Source organism: Cryobacterium sp. Y82 (genome assembly GCF_002929495.1).
GTDB classification, from domain to species: Bacteria; Actinomycetota; Actinomycetes; order Actinomycetales; family Microbacteriaceae; genus Cryobacterium; species Cryobacterium serini.
In genome coordinates, this window is record NZ_PJJJ01000036.1 from 120,666 (window position 1) to 139,528 (window position 18,863).

The window sequence follows — 18,863 nt, forward strand, 5'->3', positions numbered from 1 at the left end:
CCGCTCGGGTGGGGATCGCACAAGTCGCGAGGGAGTGATGTGGGCACCGACGCACCGCGCAGCAAGGGGCACCGTCGCGTTCGGCGATTAATGATTGTGCTCGGTATCGTCGTCAGCCTGGTTGTAGTCACCGCGGGCCTAGGTGTCTGGACCGTCACGCGGTCCTTTCCGACGCTGGCAGGAACCATCGACATCGCGGGGCTCACCGACACGGTCACGGTCACACGCGACGACGCCGGAATTCCCCAGATCACAGCGAAGACCGCTGCCGACCTCTTTCTCGCCGAGGGCTACGTGCATGCGCAGGACCGGTTCTGGGAGATGGACTTTCGCCGGCACGTGACGAGCGGGCGATTGTCGGAACTGTTCGGAGAAAGCCAGGTCGGCACCGACACATTCGTGCGCACGCTTGGCTGGCGAGCCGTCGCCGAGCAGGAAGTTGCCCTGCTCGACCCGGTGACACTCGGCTATTACCAGGCCTACGCCGATGGCGTAAACGCCTACCTCGACACCTATCAGGGCGCCGACCTCTCGCTCGAGTATGCCGTCTTGGGCCTGCAGAACCCCGGTTATGAAGTGGAACCCTGGACCCCGTCCGACTCCGTCGCGTGGCTAAAAGCCATGGCCTGGGACCTCCGTTCCAACCTCGACGACGAGATCGACCGCGCGCTGTTGTCGTCGACGCTCACGCCCACCGAGGTGAGCCAACTGCACCCGAGCTTTCCGGCCGACCAGCACCCCACCATAACCGGCAGTCAAACCGTCATCGTGCCGTCGGCCGGGGCACCGGCCGCTGCGCCGAACGTTGATTCAACGGATGTCCCCGCCGCCGCCGCCGGTAGCGTCACCTCGAGCACCGCGCCAGGTGCATCCGGCGCCGGTTCCATCGATTCGTACGCGGGGGCCCTCACCGAGTTGCGCGCGCACCTCGGGTCGGTTCCGGAATTGCTCGGGCCGGCCGGCGGGGAGATCGGTTCCAATTCCTGGGTCGTTGCCGGTGCCCTCACCGACACCGGCAAGCCCCTGCTCGCCAATGATCCGCACCTCGGCCCTGCACTGCCCTCGGTCTGGTACCAGGTGGGGTTGCGCTGCCAGTCGATCACCACAGACTGCCCGTTCGACGTAGCCGGGTACAGTTTTTCGGGAATGCCCGGCGTGATCATCGGCCACAACGAGCGCATCGCCTGGGGTTTCACCAACCTTGGCCCCGACGTCGCTGATCTCTATGTCGAGAAGGTCACCGGCGATAGCTACGAATTCGACGGCGTTCTCCAGCCCCTGCTGCTGCGCGACGAAAAGATCTCCGTCGCCGGCGGTGACGACGTCAAGATCGAGATTCGCTCGACCGGACACGGGCCGCTGCTGAGCGGGTTCGAGGGCACCACCTACCCGCAGATCGCAAGTGACTTTCCAGAGGCGGCAGGGTTACCTCCAGCCCCGATCGCCGCGGCGGGTGCTGACCAGACGACCTATGAGCTGTCATTGCAATGGACGGCGCTCACGCCGGGGCGCACGGCGGCCGCCATTTTCGCCCTGAACCAGGCGACCGACTGGACCAGTTTTCGCGCCGCGGCCGCCCTGTTCGAGGTGCCGGCGCAAAACCTGACCTATGCCGACGTCGACGGAAACATCGGCTATCAGGCGCCCGGGCTTATCCCCATTCGGGCCAGCGGCAACGGCACCCTTCCGGTGCCGGGCTGGACCAGCCAGTATGGCTGGACCGGGTACATTCCCTTTGACGCCCTGCCCAGCACGTTCAATCCGCCGAGCGGATACATCGTCACGGCCAATAACGCGGCTGTCGATCAGAGCTACCCGTACCTATTGACCGCCGATTGGGATCTGGGCTATCGGGCGAACCAAATCACGGCTCGGCTGCAAACCCTCATTGCCACGAAAACCCCGCTGACCGCAGAGCTGATGAGCGACATTCAGGGTGACAACTACAGCGCCATCGCAGCGGCCCTGGTGCCGGCCCTGCAGCAGGTGCGACTCACCGGCGACGCCGCCGAAGCGCAGACGCTACTCGACGGCTGGGACTACCAGATGGACGCCGACAGCGCCGCCGCCGCGTACTTCAACGTGATCTGGAGCACTCTTTTGCACGACATGTTTACCGGCAAGATCGACGCCGGCGCTGCGCTCACCGGCGGTGATCGTGCCTTCTCCGTGGTCACGAGCCTGCTCGCTGAGCCGAACTCCCCCTGGTGGTCCAACGGCGCCTACGGAACCGTCGGGCAGGAGAGCACGCTGCGGCGAGTGATGACGGATGCCTCGGTGGAGGCTGTCGACCTCATGGGATCGAACCCGACCGAATGGCAGTGGGGCAGCATCCATACCCTTGAGCTCACCAACCAGAGCTTCGGCAAGTCCGGAATTGCCCCGCTGGAATGGCTCTTCAACCGCGGGCCGTACGAGCTCGCCGGAGGTTCAGCCGTCGTCAACGCGGTCGGCTGGGATGCCACCCAGGGCTACCAGGTGGACTGGGTACCGTCGATGCGACAGGTGGTCAGCCTGGAGAATTTCGACGACTCCACCTGGATCAACCTCACCGGGGCATCCGGGCACGCTTTCCACCCCAACTACACCGACCAGGCGCCGCTCTGGCGCGACCATGAGACGCGGCCGTGGCTGTTCACCCCGGCCGCCATCAACGTCACCGCAACCAACACGCTGACACTGGAGCCGGCCTCTTAGGGCCGCGACCGAGTCCACCGTTCTCCATCGCCGTAGCCTGCGATGTCAGCCACTCGGGTCGTCGTCCTTGGCGCCGTCGAGCTGCACGGGCACGTCCATGAGGGGGTTCTTGCTCGGCAGGGCAATCAGCGCTTGCTCAAGATCGATCTCGACCGGCGGTTGCAGCCAATATTGGTCGTTGAGCATAAGCACCTTCCAGTGCCGATTGTGGAGTAACAGGTGGTGGTGCGCACAAAATAGTATGGCGTGATCGATATTGGAAAGTCCTAGATCAAGCCAGTTTTCGATGTGGTGCGCCTCGGTCCACGACGACGGTTGCTCACAGTCGGGCCAGCGGCATCCGCCGTCGCGCACCGCCAAAGCCCTGCGTTGCTCACGGTTGAAGAGTCGTTGCTCACGTCCAACGTTCAGGGGCTGCCCGGCCTGACTGAACAGAATACCGCGATAGCCCGCATCGCACAGTTGGCGGGAAATCGTCTCCCCCGAAACCGTCGCCGGGTTGCCTTCGAAATATCCGAACGTCTTTCTGATGCGGGCCGCCCGGGCGTTTCCGGTGCCCCGTCCACCAGACTCACCACTCGACGTCCCGCCCGGTGGCCGGCTCGTCACCTGTTTCACTGCCCGTTTCGCTGCCCATTTCGGTGTCCATCATGCTGCCGGTCGCAACGCCCGTTTCACTGCCCGTTTCAACGTCCGTTACGCTGCCCTCGAGCGTGACCCTTAGTGTCTCCCCGCTGATGCCATCAGTCTCGGAGGTTCGTGCGGACGCCGCGCTGTTACCGCTCTTTGCAGCCGTGACGAGCGCGGCGTTCTCGGTTGTCTCGGTGGCTTGACCGGCCTCATTGCTCGCACCACGCTCGGTTGCGGCACTCGCGTCTGCAACCGGAGCGTGGATAGTGGTGGGGCGATCGTGTTCGGTGACGATGACCCGCACCGCCGGGCGGTGCCCGCCGAAGAGTGTGTTGGGGTCAGCATCAGCGCCGAGTTTGAGAAGTTGGGTGAAGGAATCCGCGGCGATCTGATCGAACGTGCGTGGGTCGTCTTTGACGCTCTTCGCCCACGCTGCCCGTTCCGGATCGACAAACCGCACCCCGCCACGCCGCGGACTGGTCAGGGCGTCGTAGGTTGCTATCCACATTTCGCCCTGCTCCGCCGGTAGCAGTGCGTGCAGGGTCACCATGCCGTCGGCCCGACGCCAGAGCGACCACGTCGTATCATCGCGCGCCTGCTTCTCCCTCGCCAAAATACCGGCCGCATCCAGCTCGTCACGCAAGCGCCTGGCTCGTTTGAAGGCCTGCTCGGTATTTATTCCGGGGGCGTCGACGAGCAGCACGCCTAGGCAGAGGCGAGCCTGTCAGCGGTGATGGCCTGGTCGAGGGTGCCCAGCCCACGAAGCAGGGCATCGCCGACGCCGGGTGAGAAAGCACCAGCAGCGACGGCGTGCATGATCGGTGCCTGCCAGGGAACGACGACCGGCTGCAGCACCGGCACCACCGGTGCGACCAGCACGACCGGCACGGCCGGCACGGCCGGGCCCGCTGCGACAACCGGCAAGACCGGGCGGGGCAGGGCGTCGGGGAGCGGCTGATCGGGGTTCAACTCAGCCCGGACTGCCGCCCGATCTGCCTCCCGTGCCTCCCACTGGGCGCCTTGCCACTCCGCCTCCCGCTGTGCGTCGGCCGACGCCACAGCCGCTTCCCTCGCGGCGGCCTCAGCCGCAGCCTGCGTGGCACGCACCGCCCTACGCTCGGCCTCCCGCACCTCGACCGCGCGGCGTTCAGCCTCTTCGGTCTCGCTCATCAGCACCCCAATGGCGAGCAGCCGACCAGCCCCGATGCGGCTGGGACCGGTGGCGTGCTGCACCATCAGTGTCGGGTTGCCATACCCGTGCCGCGACGCCAAACCCGACTGGCCCAGTTGCGGCCGGGCCGCTCGGCGATGGTGCCCGCCAGCAACGCCGCCACCGTGTGGCTGAGTCGCAGCAGATCCGCGATCGGACCACGCGCAGCGAGTACCTCGGCATCATTCAGACCAAAGAATTCGGCACTGGAGCCGCCGAGCGCGGCGACACCGGCCGCCACCCGGGGTGAGCTCCATCGCCAAGTTGGTCATGATTCAACTCAACACCCGACCACCGACACTCCCGAGGAAAAATCACCTATACAAGCACTAAACGGGAGAAATCCGCCAAAGAATACCCATAAAAATGTTCCCAAGGGCCAGAAAGTCACGGCGCTCGTCGTCGACCCAAGGTCGAGAGACCCACGCGGACCAGGCTGCTGACCCGCCAGTATAGCTACCACTTCCATTCAGCACGGGCTCGATACCGAAAGGTGTACCACCACGCACTGGTTGCGCTCGTCCCAGCGGTAGCGCCCCGCCTCCAATTACCGCCACCTCGCCCGAGAACTCAATCGCTCGGACCGTTCCGTGCCCCGCTGTCCGGAGGTAGCGCCCGACTGAACCCGCACTGCGCCGGTTCAGTTCGTAGGCCGCTATCGAGATTTAGACTCGAGGTAGGCTACAGCTTCGGTGGCGGACCAGCCTTGGGGGTGCGCGGCACGAAACGCGTTGACCCCGTCGAGGTCAGTACCGAGAGTGACCAACGGCAACTCCTCGTATCCATCTCGCCGGGTCTGGCTGAGTCCGACGTTGGCCGTGAGGGCGTTGCACAGGCATTTGCGGCCGGCGGCTTCGTCGCTGGAACCGCCCTTGCGCACAAACGTCGCGACCGGTTCGGCCGGGCAACGATAACCGAGCACTCCGGGGGCGCGTTCGTACGGCACCCGCAGATAACCGAGATCGCACAGGCGCGGGCGCTCTTCGTACAGGGTGTCGTCGGACAAGGTTCCGGGCAGCGTCGCGACTTTGAACGGGAATCCCGTCGAGGACGCCAGCGGATCGGTACGAATCTCCAGCCCCTGGTCGTCGATTTGGCGGAGCAGCTGCTCCCGAAGGGTCTCGTCGAGGCCGGATTCGGCCGCGAGGGCGAACAGCGTTCCCACCTGAACGCCGGCGGCGCCGATTGCGAGGGCTTCACTGACCCGCTCGGGGGTGCCGTAACCGCCGGCGACCCAGAACGGCAGGCCGACCGCTGCGACCTTCGCCAGATCGGCGTCATCCCGGGGGCCATAGACCGGCTGGCCGTCGTCGTCGAGTACGCCGCGTCCGCGCGGCGGAGCGTTGTGCCCGCCGGCCCGCGGCCCTTCAATGATGAAACCGTCGGGACGGGTCGACTCCTCCCGGGTCAGGTACACAGCGAGCACATGGGCAGCGACGATCGCCAGAAAACGAGGCCGGTGTAACGGCTGCAGTCCTCCACCGGTCAGGGCTTCTGGATTGAACTCGACGGAGTACCTGGTGGTGGAGTTCTCGACGTGCAGGTCGAGCGCCCGGGTCTCGTGCTGGGCCAGTCCGGTCAGCAGCGCAGGGATCTCGGCCGGAATTCCCGCCCCCATCAGCACATAGTCGACACCGGCCAACATCGCGCCGTAGGCCGCGCTCGGAGTGGCCAACTGCACCTTCTCGAGAAAATTGATACCGACCAGACCATCGTGGCCCTCCTTGGCCAGCCAGACTTCAACGAAGTTGGCCACGACACTCAGCTCAAGCGATTTTGCGAGCGGATGCTGGCTGACCTTGGCGAGGGGAAGGTACGGAATCCCAGGGCCGCGACCGCCGAGGCGAAGGTACTTCCGCAGTACCCGGTCGGCGAGGGCCGGAACCGGGAAGTGAGCCAACGCTCGGCGCACGTGGCCACCCGCGTCGCCGTCCTGCAGGCGCCGAGCGATCACCGTGTCGAGAGCGGTCCCGCTGACGACACCGAGCTGCCCCGCTTTCGACACCGCTCGGGCGAGCTGCCACGATGATACGGCAACGCCCATGCCGCCCTGGATGATAGTCGGCAGGGTCTGCGTCGGGCGCGCAGTCGTGGGGGTTGCCGTCGCGAGTGTCGCGGGCGCAGTCATCTCAAGCACAGTCATGGGCGAACCTTTCAGTGACGGACACCTCGGCTGGGCGCCCTCTCAAAGCGTATTCCCGTGCATATTCCGCCTCCCGAATACGTTCCACCGATCCATTCCAAATCCGACGAAAGGTGAACGACGAAGACGAAAGGTGAACGACGTAGGCGAACGGTGGGCGGCGAAAGGCGACGCATCCGTTGTCAACGAAGTAAAGTCGCCAAGGAACCGGCCGTAACGCCATCAATGCAACGCCCGTGGATCAAGCCGCTGAATAAAAAGCGGTGCTACCGCAGCGGGTAGTCTCGCGCCGGAGAGCCCACATAGAGCTGCTGCGGGCGACCGATCTTGGTAGCCGGATCCTCGTTCATCTCGCGCCAGTGCGCGACCCAGCCGGGCAGACGCCCGATCGCGAAGAGCACGGTGAACATGCGCGTCGGAAAGCCCATCGCCTTGTAAATGACACCGGTGTAGAAATCGACATTGGGGTACAGGCGACGTTCCTTGAAGTAATCGTCGTTGAGCGCGATGTGCTCGAGTTCCTGAGCAATGTCGAGCAGGTCGTCTTTGACGCCGAGAGCAGCCAGCACCTCGTGGGCGCTCTCCTTAACCAGGGTGGCGCGCGGGTCGTAGTTTTTGTAGACCCGGTGCCCGAAGCCCATGAGCTTCACGCCGTGTTCTTTATTCTTGACGCGTTCGACGTACTTTTCGACGCCCTGACCGGATGCCTGGATCTCACCGAGCATCGCCAGCACGGCTTCGTTGGCTCCGCCGTGCAGCGGTCCAAACAGCGCGTTGATGCCGGAGGAGACCGACGCAAACAGGTTGGCCTCGGTTGAGCCAACCATGCGCACCGTCGAGGTCGACGCGTTCTGCTCGTGGTCTTCGTGAAGCATGAGCAGGCGTTCAAGGGCCTTGCTGACGACAGGGTTGATCTCGTAGGGCTCGGCCATGTTGCCGAAGTTGAGCTTGAGAAAGTTATCGACGAAGCTCAGGGAGTTGTCGGGGTAGAGAAACGCCTGCCCGACGCTCTTCTTGTGCGCGTAGGCGGCCATGACCGGCAGCTTGGCCAGCAGACGGATGGTCGAAATCTCGACCTGCTCCGGGTCCTTCGGGTCGAGCGAGTCCTGGTAGAACGTGGACAGGGCCGAGACGCCCGACGCGAGAACGCTCATCGGGTGCGCCTTGTGCGGTAGGGAATCAAAGAACCGACGCATGTCTTCGTGCAACAGCGTGTGATGACGGATGCGATCGTCGAAGTTGGCCAGTTCGCTCGCGCTGGGCAAATCACCGTGAATCAGCAGCCAGGCCGTCTCGAGGAAGTTCGAGTTCTGGGCGATCTGTTCGATCGGATACCCGCGATAGCGCAGGATGCCGGCGTCACCGTCGATGTAGGTGATCGCGGAGCGGGTTGCCGCCGTGTTCACGAAACCGTAGTCCAGCGTGGTGAGGCCGGTCTTCTTCGTCAGGGTGGAGATGTCGATGCTCGACACGCCGTCCACACTGGTCAGGATCGGGAACTCTGCACTCCCGCCGGGGAAAGTGATGGTGACCTTGTTGGGGTCAGCGCTCATCGGTTCGCCGGATGTTGTCTGCTGCGCGACGTCGGTCACGGAGCCTCCTCGGGTATCTCTGCCGGATGAAATGTGGCGACGCGTCACTGAATCGGCAAGTGATGAAGCTGCTGTGGTCGATTCCGCCGCGACTACAGCCTAATCGGCCTGACCACCTACTGTTGCATCAGCTAAGACTTCGCGCGGTTCGTTGGTGGAAGTCTACAGACCTCCGCCCAAACAGACCCTGTTTTAGACCAACAAGCGTGCCACGGCCGCGGCGATACGCTCGTCGGTCGCGGTGAGCGAGAATCGCACGTGCTCGGGGTAGACATCGCCATAGAACGGACCGGGACCGGCCAGAATGCCTAGGTCGGCCATCCGTTCGATGGATTGCCATGCGGGACGTCCCTCGGTCGCCCACAGGTAGAGCCCGGCTTCGCTCTGATCGATGCGAAAGCCGGCCGCCTCCAGCGCCGGACGCAGCGCGGCGCGGCGTGCGCGATAGCGCTCCTTCTGCACGGCAACGTGCTCGTCGTCGCCGAGAGCGGCGATCATTGCCTCCTGCAGGGGCGCCGGAAGCATGAGGCCGGCATGCTTGCGCACGGTCAGCAGCCGCTTCAGTACGCCGCTGCAGCCGGCCGCGAAGGCTGCTCGATAGCCGGCCATGTTGGACTGCTTGCTCAGCGAGTAGATCGCAACGATGTTGCGTCGGTCGCCGTCAATAACTCGGGGGTCGAGGATGCTCGGGATCGCCTCAGCGTCCCAGGGGGCGTCCCAGCCGAGCTCGGCGTAACACTCATCGCTCACGATGACCGCGTCGAGTTCGCGGGCGCGGGCAACAGCAGCGCGCAGGTGATCGACCGACAACACTCGGCCGTCCGGGTTTCCGGGGCTGTTCAGCCAGATCAGCTTGGTCGATTCGGGCCACTCGGCCGGATCGTCAGAGGCCAGGGCCGCCGCGCCGGAGATAGCGGCACCGATCGCATAGGTCGGGTAGGCCGCCCGCGGGTGCACGATCGTGTCGCCCTCGCCGAGGCCAAGCATGAACGGCATGAGAGCCACGAGCTCCTTGGAACCGATCGTGGGCAACACGTTCTTCGGTTCGAGGCCGGTGACACCGCGGCGCCTTGCATACCAGGCGATGATCGCCTGCTGCAGGGCGGGCGTACCGACGGTTTGCGGGTAGGCGTGGGCATCCGTTGCAGAGCGCAGCGCATGCTGTACCACGTCGGGCGTGGCATCGACCGGCGAACCGATCGACAGGTCGACAATGCCGTCGGCGTGTTGCCGTGCCTGGGTCGCGAAAGGCACCATCTGATCCCAGGGGTAATCCGGCAGCGGCTTCAGCACGAAAATCGCTTAGTGCGCAACCTGCGGGGGCAGTGCGGAGATGACGGGGTGGTCCTTGGCGAGCACGCCGATCTTGGCGGCGCCTCCCGGGGAGCCGATGTCATCGAAGAATTCAACGTTGGCTTTGTAGTAGTCGGCCCACTGTTCGGGCAGGTCATCTTCGTAGTAGATGGCCTCGACCGGGCAGACCGGTTCGCAGGCCCCGCAGTCGACGCACTCGTCAGGATGGATATAGAGCGAGCGTTCGCCCTCATAAATGCAGTCCACCGGGCNCTGGGGATTCCCTTCAAGAGCGGACTTCTGATTCTACGCCCCCTCGGTCAGGCCCCTTTTCCGTATGACGCGGTGCGGCTAGGGTCGGCGCGGTGGAAGTTTCGGCCAGGCCAGCACGAAAGCCGCGATCAGCGCAGGAACAACGGTCCACAGGGTTCCGGGCCAGCCAGCCGGCACCAGGACCGACCCTCCGGAACCGCGCAGTGAGAGCACAAAAATGGTCAGGAGCAATCCCGTCGCGGCGAGGCCCACCACGAACCTGTCCCCCACTACAAGCCGCAGCCCGAGCAGTAACGCGCCTATGCCAACGAACGCGATTGCCAGGCCGATCGGAAGCGCCACACCGAACAGGGTCAGGGTGACCTGGTGAGCGATCGTTCCCAGCACACCAAAGAGGATGCCCAGAAGCAGTCCGCCGAGACCGCCCAAAGACCGGTTTGTCAGGGTCGGGCGAGCGGGTCGTTCGGTGGGCGCGGGCAGCGCTGTGCGCGGGGCATCCGTTCTCAGGAACGTTTCGGTGTCGGTGACGACATCGGTGGCCCCGTCAGCCAGGACGCGAGTGCGCTCGGCCAGGGTCCAGCGCGCGGGAAAGTGCGAGAGTGCGCGCAGTTTCTGGTCGAGGTGCGCGCCGACGTCGATTGCGATGAGACGCTGGCCGGCCGCCTGCCGAACCGTGCAGGCCAGAAACACCGGCAGACCGGCCTCGTGCGCGGCGGCCTGCGCGACCACACGCAGACCGTCATCGACGGTGCCGACAACAACTGCGGTCGCGTCGAGTGCGTCAATGGCCCCTCGAACGGTCGATTCGAATTCCTGCGCGGAGGCCTGCGCGGAGGCCTGCGGCAAGCGATGCCAGACACGCGCCCCGAGTTCGGCCAGCGCCGCGGAGATCGCGGCATCCGTTTCGGTGTGAGCGACAGCGTAGAGCACAACCACCCGGGATCCATCGGCGCACAGCCGGGCGATCGTGCCGCCGGTAAGAGCGGATTCGTCGCCGGGCCGGGCATGCACGAACAGGATTCGCTCGCCGCTGCCGGACATGACCATGGGCGTACGCACCGTTTCTGCTCTGCGGGTTGTTCGTCTTGCCGGGTACTATCTGTCCCCGAAATAAATCATAACTAGACACGATCGCGCCGGTCGGACTAGAGTCAAACTCGGTAAGGTTAGCCTTACCAATATGTTACCGAAACTGTCAGCCGAATCATTCAAGGAACCCCGTGCTCGCAAACTACCTGATCGGCCTGCGCGAAGGCCTTGAGGCCGCGCTGATCGTGACGATCCTCATCGCCTACGTCGTGAAGATCAACCGGCGCGACGTGCTGCCGCGCATCTGGCTCGGCGTCGGCCTCGCCGTACTGCTCGCCCTCGGCATCGGTGCTCTGCTCACCTACGGAACCTACGGGCTCTCGTTCACCGCGCAGGAGACCATCGGCGGGGTGCTATCGATCGTCGCGACCGGCCTCGTTACCTGGATGGTGTTCTGGATGCTGCGCACCGCGCGCGACCTCAAGGGACACCTGCAGGGCAACATCGATAAATACCTCGTCGGCACCGGCCTCGGACTCGTGCTCGTCGCGTTTCTCGCCGTCGGCCGTGAGGGCATCGAGACCGCCCTGTTCCTGTGGGCCGCCGTGCAAGCCACCGGCGCAACGACCATGCCGCTGCTCGGCGCTGCCCTCGGCATCGCGACCGCGATCGGCCTCGGTGCTCTGATTTACGCCGGCATGCTCAAGATTAACCTGTCGAAGTTCTTCACCTATACCGGCGCCGTCCTCATTGTCGTTGCCGCTGGCGTGCTCTCCTACGGTGTGCACGACCTGCAGGAAGCCGGCATTCTGCCCGGCCTGCACGCCCTTGCCTTCAATGTGAGCGCCGCCGTGCCGCCGGACAGCTGGTACGGCACTCTGCTCAAGGGCACCTTGAACTTCTCCCCCGCCACCACCTGGCTGGAGATGTTCGCCTGGCTGGCCTACGCCGTGCCCACCCTGACGCTCTTCATCAAAAAGAGCCGCCAAGGTCGCACGAGCACTCACCCGGTTCAGGCCGCACCCCAGACGCCGGCGCCCGTTCCGGTTTCCGCGCACTGATTTCTCGTTTCTCTGCCAAGGATCTCCATGCCTCGTGTCTTGCGTTCTGCCCGCCTGCTCGGCGTCGGTGTTCTCGGCGTCGGTGTTCTCGGCGTCTCTCTACTCAGCGGCTGCGTCGCAAACGACCCGGCAGCCTTGCACACAGCCCTCACCGTAGACAGCAGCGCGACGGAGTGTGCGTTATCAGCGAATGAGGCGCCGGCTGGCAGTATCCGCTTTTCGATCACCAATTCCGGCGATCAGGTGACGGAGTTTTACCTGCTCGCCGACGACGGACTGCGCATCGTCGGCGAGGCGGAGAACATTGGCCCCGGACTCAGCCGCGACCTCGTCGTACAGCTCGACGCCGGCAACTACTTCACCGCCTGCAAGCCGGGGATGACCGGCGATGGCGTCGGCAAGGCCGAATTCACCGCCACCAAAACGGACGCCGCCGCCACCGTCGACGTCGACCTTGCGGCCCAGATCGACACCGCCAACTCCGACTACGCCTCGTACGTCAGCGATCAGATCGACCAGCTCGTCACCGGCACCGACTCGTTCGCCGCCGCCTATATAAATGGGGACGACGACACGGCCCGCAGCCTGTACGCGTCGACCCGGGTGCACTGGGAGCGGGTAGAGACCATTGCCGAATCGTTCGGCGACCTCGACCCCAAGCTCGACCTGCGCGAGGCCGACCTCGAAGTGGGCCAGGACTGGACCGGCTGGCACGCGATCGAGAAGGACCTCTGGCCGACCGAGGCTGAAGCCGGTTTCGAGGCGTACAGCACCGAGAAACGCGCAGCCCTCACGCAGCAGCTCGTCGCCGACACCGCCACCCTGCACTCGAAGGTGCAGGGTTTGAGTTTTACCCTGTCGCAGCAGACCAACGGTGCCATCGGCCTGCTCGACGAGGTCGCGACCGGCAAGGTCACCGGCGAGGAAGAGACCTGGTCGCACACCGACCTCTGGGACTTTCAGGCCAACGTCGATGGAGCCCAGGTGCTCTACGACGGCGTGCGCCCAATCCTGCTGCAGACGGATGCCGATCTGGCCGCTTCGCTCGACGCCGAGTTCGCCTCCCTGCAGGCGCTCCTCGACGTCCAGCGCGTCGGCGACGGATTCAAGCTCTACACCGATCTCACTCCGGCCGAGATTCGTGCCCTCGCCGATCAAGTCAACGCGCTCGGTGAGCCGTTACACCAGCTCACGGCCGCGCTCGTACTGTGACGCGCAGCCTGAAGAGCAGCAGCACGCGCGGTAAGCGGGCCCAGCCGAGTGCGGCGCTCTCCGCCGGGCCCACCTCGGCCGCTCCGGCCACGCCAACATACGGTCTGTCGCGGCGGGGGCTCCTCGGCTTCGCCGGGGCCGGTGTCGCCGGGATCGGGCTCGGTGTAGCCGGGGATAGAGCTGCGGTGGCGTCGTTGGGATCGGAGGCGGCATCCGTTTCGCCGGTCTACCCGTTCTACGGCAACCACCAGGCCGGCATTGTCACGCCAGCGCAGGATCGCCTGCACTTCGCCGCTTTCGACGTCTCCGCCGGCACCACGCGCGCCGAGCTGATCGAGCTACTGCGGGATTGGACCATCGCAGCCGCTTCGATGGCCGCCGGGCAGGAAATCGGGGAGTACGGCGCTGTCAGCGGCCCCTACGACGCGCCGCCCGAAGATACCGGCGAGGCACAAGGCTTGCCAACGGCTGGCCTCACCATCACGTTCGGTTTCGGGCCGACCCTGTTTGAAACAGCGGATGGCGTCGATCGCTTCGGCATTGTCGGCCGCCGGCCGGCCGGTCTGGCGCCGCTTCCGCACTTTCCCGGCGACGACCTCGACGCCGGTCGAAGCGACGGTGACCTGTGTATCCAGGCCTGCTCGAACGACCCCCAGGTGGCCGTGCACGCCATTCGCAACCTGTCCCGCATCGCGTTTGGGCGGGCCGCCCTCCGCTGGTCCCAGCTCGGATTCGGCCGCACCTCATCGACGTCAACGGCTCAGGCCACCCCGCGCAACCTGTTCGGCTTTATGGACGGCACGTCTAATATCAAAGCCGAAGAGCCTGAGGTCGTCGCCGACCAGGTGTGGGTGGCGACGTCCGACGGCCCGGCCTGGCTGGCGGGCGGCTCCTACCTGGTGGCGCGGCGCATCCGCATGACGATCGAGACCTGGGACCGCTCTATTCTGAGTGAGCAAGAGGCCGTGTTCGGTCGCACCAAGGGGTCAGGGGCGCCGCTCTCCGGCGGCACCGAATTCACCGAACCCAACTTTGTTCTGACCGGCCGGGAAGACCGGCCGCTCATCGGCGCCGCTGCGCACGTGCGGCTCGCGCATCCAACCCAGAATAAGGGCATGAAGTTACTGCGCCGCGGCTACAACTTCGTCGACGGCAATGACGAGCTGGGCCGGCTTGAAGCCGGGCTGTTCTTTATCAGCTTTCAACGGTCGCCCGCCCAGTTCACCGCGGTGCAGCTCAACCTCGCCAAGCGCGACGCACTCAACGAGTACATTCGGCACGTCGGCAGTGCCCTATTCGCCGCTCCGGGCGGCATCTCCGCCGGTAGTTACGTCGGCGCGGCCCTGTTTGCCTAACCGAGCGCCGGAACCGGAGTGACGGTGTAGACAACGCCGTCGGGATCACCAGCGACGACGACGCCGTACGCCGCGTTGGCCATCGTGACCACCTCAGCGTCGACTCCGGCTACAACTTCGGTGAAGCCGGCCGCCAGAAACTCAGTGCGCGCCTCCTCCAGGGGGGTCGTTGAAGTGGCATTGACGGTGACCACCCAGCCACCGACTCCACTCTCACCCAGGCCACCGGTCGCGAAGAGAACCTCTCCGTCGACCACGGGAATATCGGTCGGCCAGTCGGCGGGAAGTTGCCCGCCCAGGCTGACGTCGCCGCCCGTCGCGTCCCGCACCGCGCCATTCACGGCACCACTCACAGAGTCGCGCACGTTTTCGCCCAGGGAGCAGCCCGCCAACAGCGGTAATGCGACTGCGGCTACAAGGAGGCCAAGCGTAACTCGTCGTGCCGGTCGGCTGGCAGTCATGTGAAACCTCTTAAATTCAAAACACCGGTATATCGCAGGAGCGCAAAAAGTGCTGCTTCGACTTGGTCAAAGCAGCACTTTTTGCGCTCGCGCAGAGGGGAACTGGCTAGTTCGCGTCCATCTTCTTCACGCGTGAAACCTGGCGTGAGCGAGCGGATGCCGTCAGCTCTACCTTGCGGATACGCACGGCGGCGGGGGTGACTTCGACGCACTCGTCTTCGCGGGCGAACTCGAGGCACTGCTCGAGCGAAAGCACCTTGGGCGGCGTCATCGACTCGAACGTGTCGGAACTGGACTGACGCATGTTGGTCAGTTTCTTTTCCTTGGTGATGTTCACATCCATGTCGTCGGCGCGCGAGTTCTCGCCGATGACCATGCCTTCATAAACCTCACTGGTCGGCTGCACGAAGAACGACATGCGCTCCTGCAGGTTGATGATCGCGAACGGCGTGACAGCACCGGAGCGGTCGGCCACGATGGAACCGTTCGTGCGGGTGTTGATCGTGCCGGCCCAGGGCTCGTAGCCGTGCAGGATCGCGTTGGCGATACCGGTACCACGCGTGTCGGTGAGGAACTGCGTGCGGAAGCCGATCAGGCCGCGCGACGGAACGATGAATTCCATGCGAACCCAGCCGGTGCCGTGGTTGGCCATGTTCTCCATGCGACCCTTGCGGGCGGCGAGCAGCTGCGTGATGGCACCGAGGTATTCTTCGGGCGCATCGATGGTGAGGTGCTCGTAAGGCTCGTGGATCTTGCCGTCGACGCGCTTGACGACTACCTGCGGCTTGCCGACGGTGAGTTCGAAGCCTTCGCGCCGCATTTGCTCGACCAGGATGGCGAGGGCCAATTCTCCACGGCCCTGCACCTCCCAGGCGTCCGGGCGTCCGATGTCGACGACCTTGAGCGAGACGTTACCGACGAGTTCGCGGTCGAGGCGATCCTTGACCATGCGGGCGGTTAACTTGTGGCCCTTGACCTTGCCCATAAGCGGCGAGGTGTTGGTTCCGATGGTCATTGAGATGGCCGGGTCGTCAACCGTGATGGTTGGCAGCGGGCGCACGTCGTCGGGGTCTGCGAGGGTCTCACCAATGGTGATGTTCTCGATACCGGCCACGGCCACGATGTCGCCGGGGCCGGCGCTCTCGGTCGGGTAGCGGTCCAGAGCCTTGGTGATCAGCAGCTCGGTGATCTTCACGTTGCTGACGGTGCCGTCCTGCTGCACCCAGGCCACGGTCTGGCCCTTCTTGATGGTGCCCTGGAAGATGCGCAGCAGCGCGAGGCGGCCGAGGAACGGTGAGGCGTCGAGGTTGGTGACGTGTGCCTGAAGCGGGTGCGTGTCATCGTAGGTCGGTGCCGGGATGTGCTTGAGGATGGCGTCGAACAAAGGCTCGAGGTCGTCGTTGTCGGGCAGCGTGCCGTCTTCGGGCTTGTTCCAGCTAGCCGCGCCGTTACGGCCCGACGCGTAGACGACGGGTACGTCGAGCACGGCGTCGAGGTCGAGGTCGGGAAAGTCATCGGCCATGTCGCTCGCGAGACCGATGAGCAGGTCCTGGCTTTCGGCCACAACCTCGTCGATGCGCGCGTCGGGACGGTCGGTCTTGTTGACCAGCAGAATGACGGGAAGCTTGGCTTCGAGCGCCTTGCGGAGCACGAAACGGGTCTGCGGCAGCGGGCCCTCTGAAGCGTCAACGAGGAGCACAACACCGTCGACCATCGACAGTCCGCGCTCGACCTCGCCACCAAAGTCGGCGTGGCCCGGGGTGTCGATCACGTTGATCGTGATGGGACCGTCCGCAGCGTGGATGCCCTTGTACGAAACTGCCGTGTTCTTGGCGAGAATCGTGATGCCTTTTTCGCGCTCGAGTTCGTTCGAGTCCATCGCGCGCTCTTCAACGTGGGAGTGGTCCGCGAAGGAGTCGGTCTGCTTGAGCATCGCGTCGACCAGCGTCGTCTTACCGTGGTCAACGTGAGCAACGATTGCAACATTTCGGAGGTTATTGCGTGTAGCAATCGCCATAAAAATAGATCCTTACGAAGAATGAGTGCCGCAGAGTCTCGCGCGCGACGAAGAATGGATACCAGGGGTCATAATGTGACCCAAAGTACTATCCTACCGTATCCACGTCAGCGCATCGGTGGGAGTGCCTGCTGCCCCGGTGCTGTCACCCCTTGGCGGCGTGACGGGCCTCGCGACGGAGGCGCTGTTCCACCGGATCCGGCACCGGGACCGCGCTGATCAATCGCTGCGTGTACGGGTCCTTCGGGGCACGCAGAATTTCGTCGCTCGTGCCCTGCTCCACAAGTTTGCCCTTATGCATCACCGCGATACGGTGGGCCAGTGCGTCGACGACCGCCAGGTCGTGGCTGATGAACAAGCACGCGAACCCAAGACGTTCCTGCAGCTCGTGCAGCAGGTCCAGAAATCGGGCCTGTACCGAGACGTCCAAGGCACTCGTGGGTTCGTCCGCGATCAACAGGTCCGGATGCAGGGCGAGCGCGCGTGCGATCCCGACGCGCTGTTTCTGCCCGCCAGACAATTCGTGCGGAAAACGGTTGCGGTAGCTGGTGGGTAGTTCTACCTGTTCCAGCAGTGTCTGTACGCGTTTGTCGAGGTCAGCGCCGCGCGCTTCACCGGACAGATAGAGGGGCTCTCCGATCGATTCTCCGATGGGCATTCTCGGGTTGAGCGATGACGCGGGATCCTGAAAAACGATGCCGGCTTTGCGGCGCAACGGCCGGAGATCACGCAGTTTCGCATGGGAAATGTCGATCCCACAGGAGATCAGCGTGCCGTCGGCGATCGGCAGCAGCCCGACAGCAGCACGACCCAGGGTGGTCTTGCCCGATCCGGACTCGCCGACCAGTCCAACAATCTCCCCGGGAAAGATCTGAAAGTCGATGGCCTCGGCTGCCCTGAATGCTGGAATGCGCCCGCGCTTGGGATAGTCAATGGAAACGTTTTGAAACTCAAGCACCGGTTTGACGCCTACCGGGCGGGCAACCTGCTGCCGGGCGACCGTTTCAATGCCTTGGCCCAGGTGCGGCACCGCGGCCAGCAACTGCTGGGTATACGGATGCTGCGGACGGTTGAAGATATCGTCGATTGGCCCGGCCTCGACCGTGAGACCGTTCTTCATCACCATGACCCAATCCGCCAGGTCGGCGACGACGCCCATGTCGTGCGTAATGAGAATGATGGCGCTGTCGAGTCTGGTGTGCAGGTTGCGCATCAAATCGAGAATTTCAGCCTGCACTGTCACGTCGAGCGCGGTCGTCGGCTCGTCAGCGACGAGCAATATCGGGTCGCAAGAAATTGACTGGGCAATCATGGCGCGTTGCCGCTGTCCGCCCGAGAGTTGATGCGGATACTTGTCGAAAGACAACGTGGGGTTGGGCATCTCAACGAGCGTCAATAACTCAATCGCACGCGTTTTCGCCTCGTGCGGCGACAGGTCGAAGTGCGAGCGCAGGGCCTCCACAATTTGAAAGCCGACCGTGTAGACCGGGTTGAGGGCCGTCATCGGCTCCTGAAAAATGGTGGCCACATCATTGCCGCGCACCTTGCGAATCTCCGACTCGGGAAGACCGCAGATTTCTTTTCCGAGAAGCTTGATCGAGCCGGTCGTGCGTGCATTTTGCGGCAACAGGCCGAGCAGCGCCATGGTCCCCGTGCTCTTGCCCGATCCGGACTCCCCCACGATGGCGAGCACTTCACCGCGGCGCACCTGATAGTTCATCTTGATAGCCGCCGGGTACAGCTCACCCTCGACCCAGAAATCCACGTCGAGGTCGGTCACCTCGAGTACGGCCTCTGTCACGGGCCGGGAAGAAGAGCCGTTGCCGGGGGACATGGTTGCTTCGTTACTCATCAGCTGAGGTCCTGTCTGTGTTGAACGCGTCGTCTGTG

16 protein-coding genes are annotated in these 18,863 nt (G+C 64.4%); 4 read left to right on the top strand and 12 right to left on the bottom strand.

From position 1 onward, the window contains the following. The first annotated feature begins 39 nt into the window (after window positions 1-39). Complete coding sequence (locus tag CXY70_RS14120; RefSeq protein WP_233205946.1) at window positions 40-2,697, top strand: penicillin acylase family protein; 2,658 nt, start codon at window positions 40-42, stop codon at window positions 2,695-2,697. Between the two features lie 45 nt (window positions 2,698-2,742). On the opposite strand, the gene CXY70_RS17610 is transcribed toward CXY70_RS14120, so the two are convergent. The 9 genes from CXY70_RS17610 to CXY70_RS14160 form a co-directional block, all read right to left on the bottom strand. Further along, the gene (locus CXY70_RS17610) at window positions 2,743-3,315 is read right to left on the bottom strand and encodes an HNH endonuclease signature motif containing protein (protein ID WP_146066142.1); all 573 of its coding nucleotides are present in this window, start codon (window positions 3,313-3,315) and stop codon (window positions 2,743-2,745) included. Then, the gene (locus CXY70_RS14125) at window positions 3,269-4,030 is read right to left on the bottom strand and encodes a DUF222 domain-containing protein (protein WP_104192980.1); all 762 of its coding nucleotides are present in this window, start codon (window positions 4,028-4,030) and stop codon (window positions 3,269-3,271) included. The genes CXY70_RS17610 and CXY70_RS14125 overlap by 47 nt, the downstream gene beginning before the upstream one ends. A gap of 2 nt (window positions 4,031-4,032) precedes the next feature. Beyond that, window positions 4,033-4,563 (bottom strand): hypothetical protein, encoded by a 531-nt coding sequence (locus CXY70_RS17865; RefSeq protein WP_104192981.1) that lies wholly within the window; start codon window positions 4,561-4,563, stop codon window positions 4,033-4,035. Continuing rightward, window positions 4,563-4,778 (bottom strand): hypothetical protein, encoded by a 216-nt coding sequence (locus tag CXY70_RS14135; protein ID WP_104192982.1) that lies wholly within the window; start codon window positions 4,776-4,778, stop codon window positions 4,563-4,565. Before CXY70_RS14135 ends, CXY70_RS17865 begins: the two co-directional genes overlap by 1 nt. Window positions 4,779-5,192: 414 nt before the next feature. After that, window positions 5,193-6,680, bottom strand: a complete 1,488-nt coding sequence (locus tag CXY70_RS14140) for a nitronate monooxygenase (RefSeq protein WP_233205947.1) — start codon at window positions 6,678-6,680, stop codon at window positions 5,193-5,195. Window positions 6,681-6,946: 266 nt separating this feature from the next. Next, complete coding sequence (locus tag CXY70_RS14145; protein WP_104193191.1) at window positions 6,947-8,233, bottom strand: citrate synthase; 1,287 nt, start codon at window positions 8,231-8,233, stop codon at window positions 6,947-6,949. 231 nt (window positions 8,234-8,464) lie between these two features. Next, window positions 8,465-9,565: a succinyldiaminopimelate transaminase gene (dapC, locus tag CXY70_RS14150; protein ID WP_304481727.1), complete on the bottom strand. Its 1,101-nt coding sequence runs from the start codon at window positions 9,563-9,565 to the stop codon at window positions 8,465-8,467. 9 nt (window positions 9,566-9,574) lie between these two features. Beyond that, window positions 9,575-9,832 carry a ferredoxin gene (fdxA, locus tag CXY70_RS14155; protein WP_104192984.1) on the bottom strand — a complete coding sequence of 86 codons (258 nt, stop codon included), beginning with the start codon at window positions 9,830-9,832 and terminating at the stop codon, window positions 9,575-9,577. Window positions 9,833-9,916: 84 nt separating this feature from the next. Then, window positions 9,917-10,897, bottom strand: coding sequence for a PIG-L deacetylase family protein (locus CXY70_RS14160; RefSeq protein ID WP_146066143.1), 981 nt, complete (start codon window positions 10,895-10,897; stop codon window positions 9,917-9,919). Between the two features lie 161 nt (window positions 10,898-11,058). Here CXY70_RS14160 and efeU point away from each other — a divergent pair, with 161 nt between their 5' ends. The 3 genes from efeU to efeB are packed head-to-tail and all read left to right on the top strand — an operon-like array spanning window position 11,059 to window position 14,495. Then, entirely contained in the window at window positions 11,059-11,928 is an 870-nt protein-coding gene (gene efeU, locus CXY70_RS14165; protein ID WP_104192986.1) for an iron uptake transporter permease EfeU, read from the top strand. Between the two features lie 27 nt (window positions 11,929-11,955). Beyond that, entirely contained in the window at window positions 11,956-13,140 is a 1,185-nt protein-coding gene (efeO, locus tag CXY70_RS14170) for an iron uptake system protein EfeO (protein ID WP_104192987.1), read from the top strand. Next, complete coding sequence (gene efeB, locus CXY70_RS14175; RefSeq protein ID WP_369852655.1) at window positions 13,137-14,495, top strand: iron uptake transporter deferrochelatase/peroxidase subunit; 1,359 nt, start codon at window positions 13,137-13,139, stop codon at window positions 14,493-14,495. The genes efeO and efeB overlap by 4 nt, the downstream gene beginning before the upstream one ends. Here the strand turns inward: efeB and CXY70_RS14180 are convergent. From CXY70_RS14180 to CXY70_RS14190, 3 genes are all read right to left on the bottom strand, one after another. Further along, the gene (locus CXY70_RS14180; protein ID WP_146066144.1) at window positions 14,492-14,956 is read right to left on the bottom strand and encodes a hypothetical protein; all 465 of its coding nucleotides are present in this window, start codon (window positions 14,954-14,956) and stop codon (window positions 14,492-14,494) included. The two genes, efeB and CXY70_RS14180, sit on opposite strands and share 4 nt — an antisense overlap. Before the next feature lie 106 nt (window positions 14,957-15,062). Then, the gene (gene typA, locus CXY70_RS14185) at window positions 15,063-16,973 is read right to left on the bottom strand and encodes a translational GTPase TypA (RefSeq protein WP_104192989.1); all 1,911 of its coding nucleotides are present in this window, start codon (window positions 16,971-16,973) and stop codon (window positions 15,063-15,065) included. 145 nt (window positions 16,974-17,118) lie between these two features. Beyond that, complete coding sequence (locus CXY70_RS14190) at window positions 17,119-18,807, bottom strand: ABC transporter ATP-binding protein (RefSeq protein ID WP_104193193.1); 1,689 nt, start codon at window positions 18,805-18,807, stop codon at window positions 17,119-17,121. Window positions 18,808-18,863 lie beyond the last annotated feature (56 nt).

Bases quoted from the DNA above. Each gene is read 5' to 3' on its own strand.
- CXY70_RS14140 (WP_233205947.1), bottom strand. From the start codon at position 6,680: ATGACTGTGCTTGAGATGACTGCGCCCGCGACACTCGCGACGGCAACC.
- CXY70_RS14145 (WP_104193191.1), bottom strand. From the start codon at position 8,233: ATGAGCGCTGACCCCAACAAGGTCACCATCACTTTCCCCGGCGGGAGT.
- CXY70_RS14180 (WP_146066144.1), bottom strand. From the start codon at position 14,956: ATGACTGCCAGCCGACCGGCACGACGAGTTACGCTTGGCCTCCTTGTA.
- efeO (WP_104192987.1), top strand. From the start codon at position 11,956: ATGCCTCGTGTCTTGCGTTCTGCCCGCCTGCTCGGCGTCGGTGTTCTC.
- CXY70_RS17865 (WP_104192981.1), bottom strand. From the start codon at position 4,563: ATGGTGCAGCACGCCACCGGTCCCAGCCGCATCGGGGCTGGTCGGCTG.
- typA (WP_104192989.1), bottom strand. From the start codon at position 16,973: ATGGCGATTGCTACACGCAATAACCTCCGAAATGTTGCAATCGTTGCT.
- CXY70_RS14190 (WP_104193193.1), bottom strand. From the start codon at position 18,807: ATGTCCCCCGGCAACGGCTCTTCTTCCCGGCCCGTGACAGAGGCCGTA.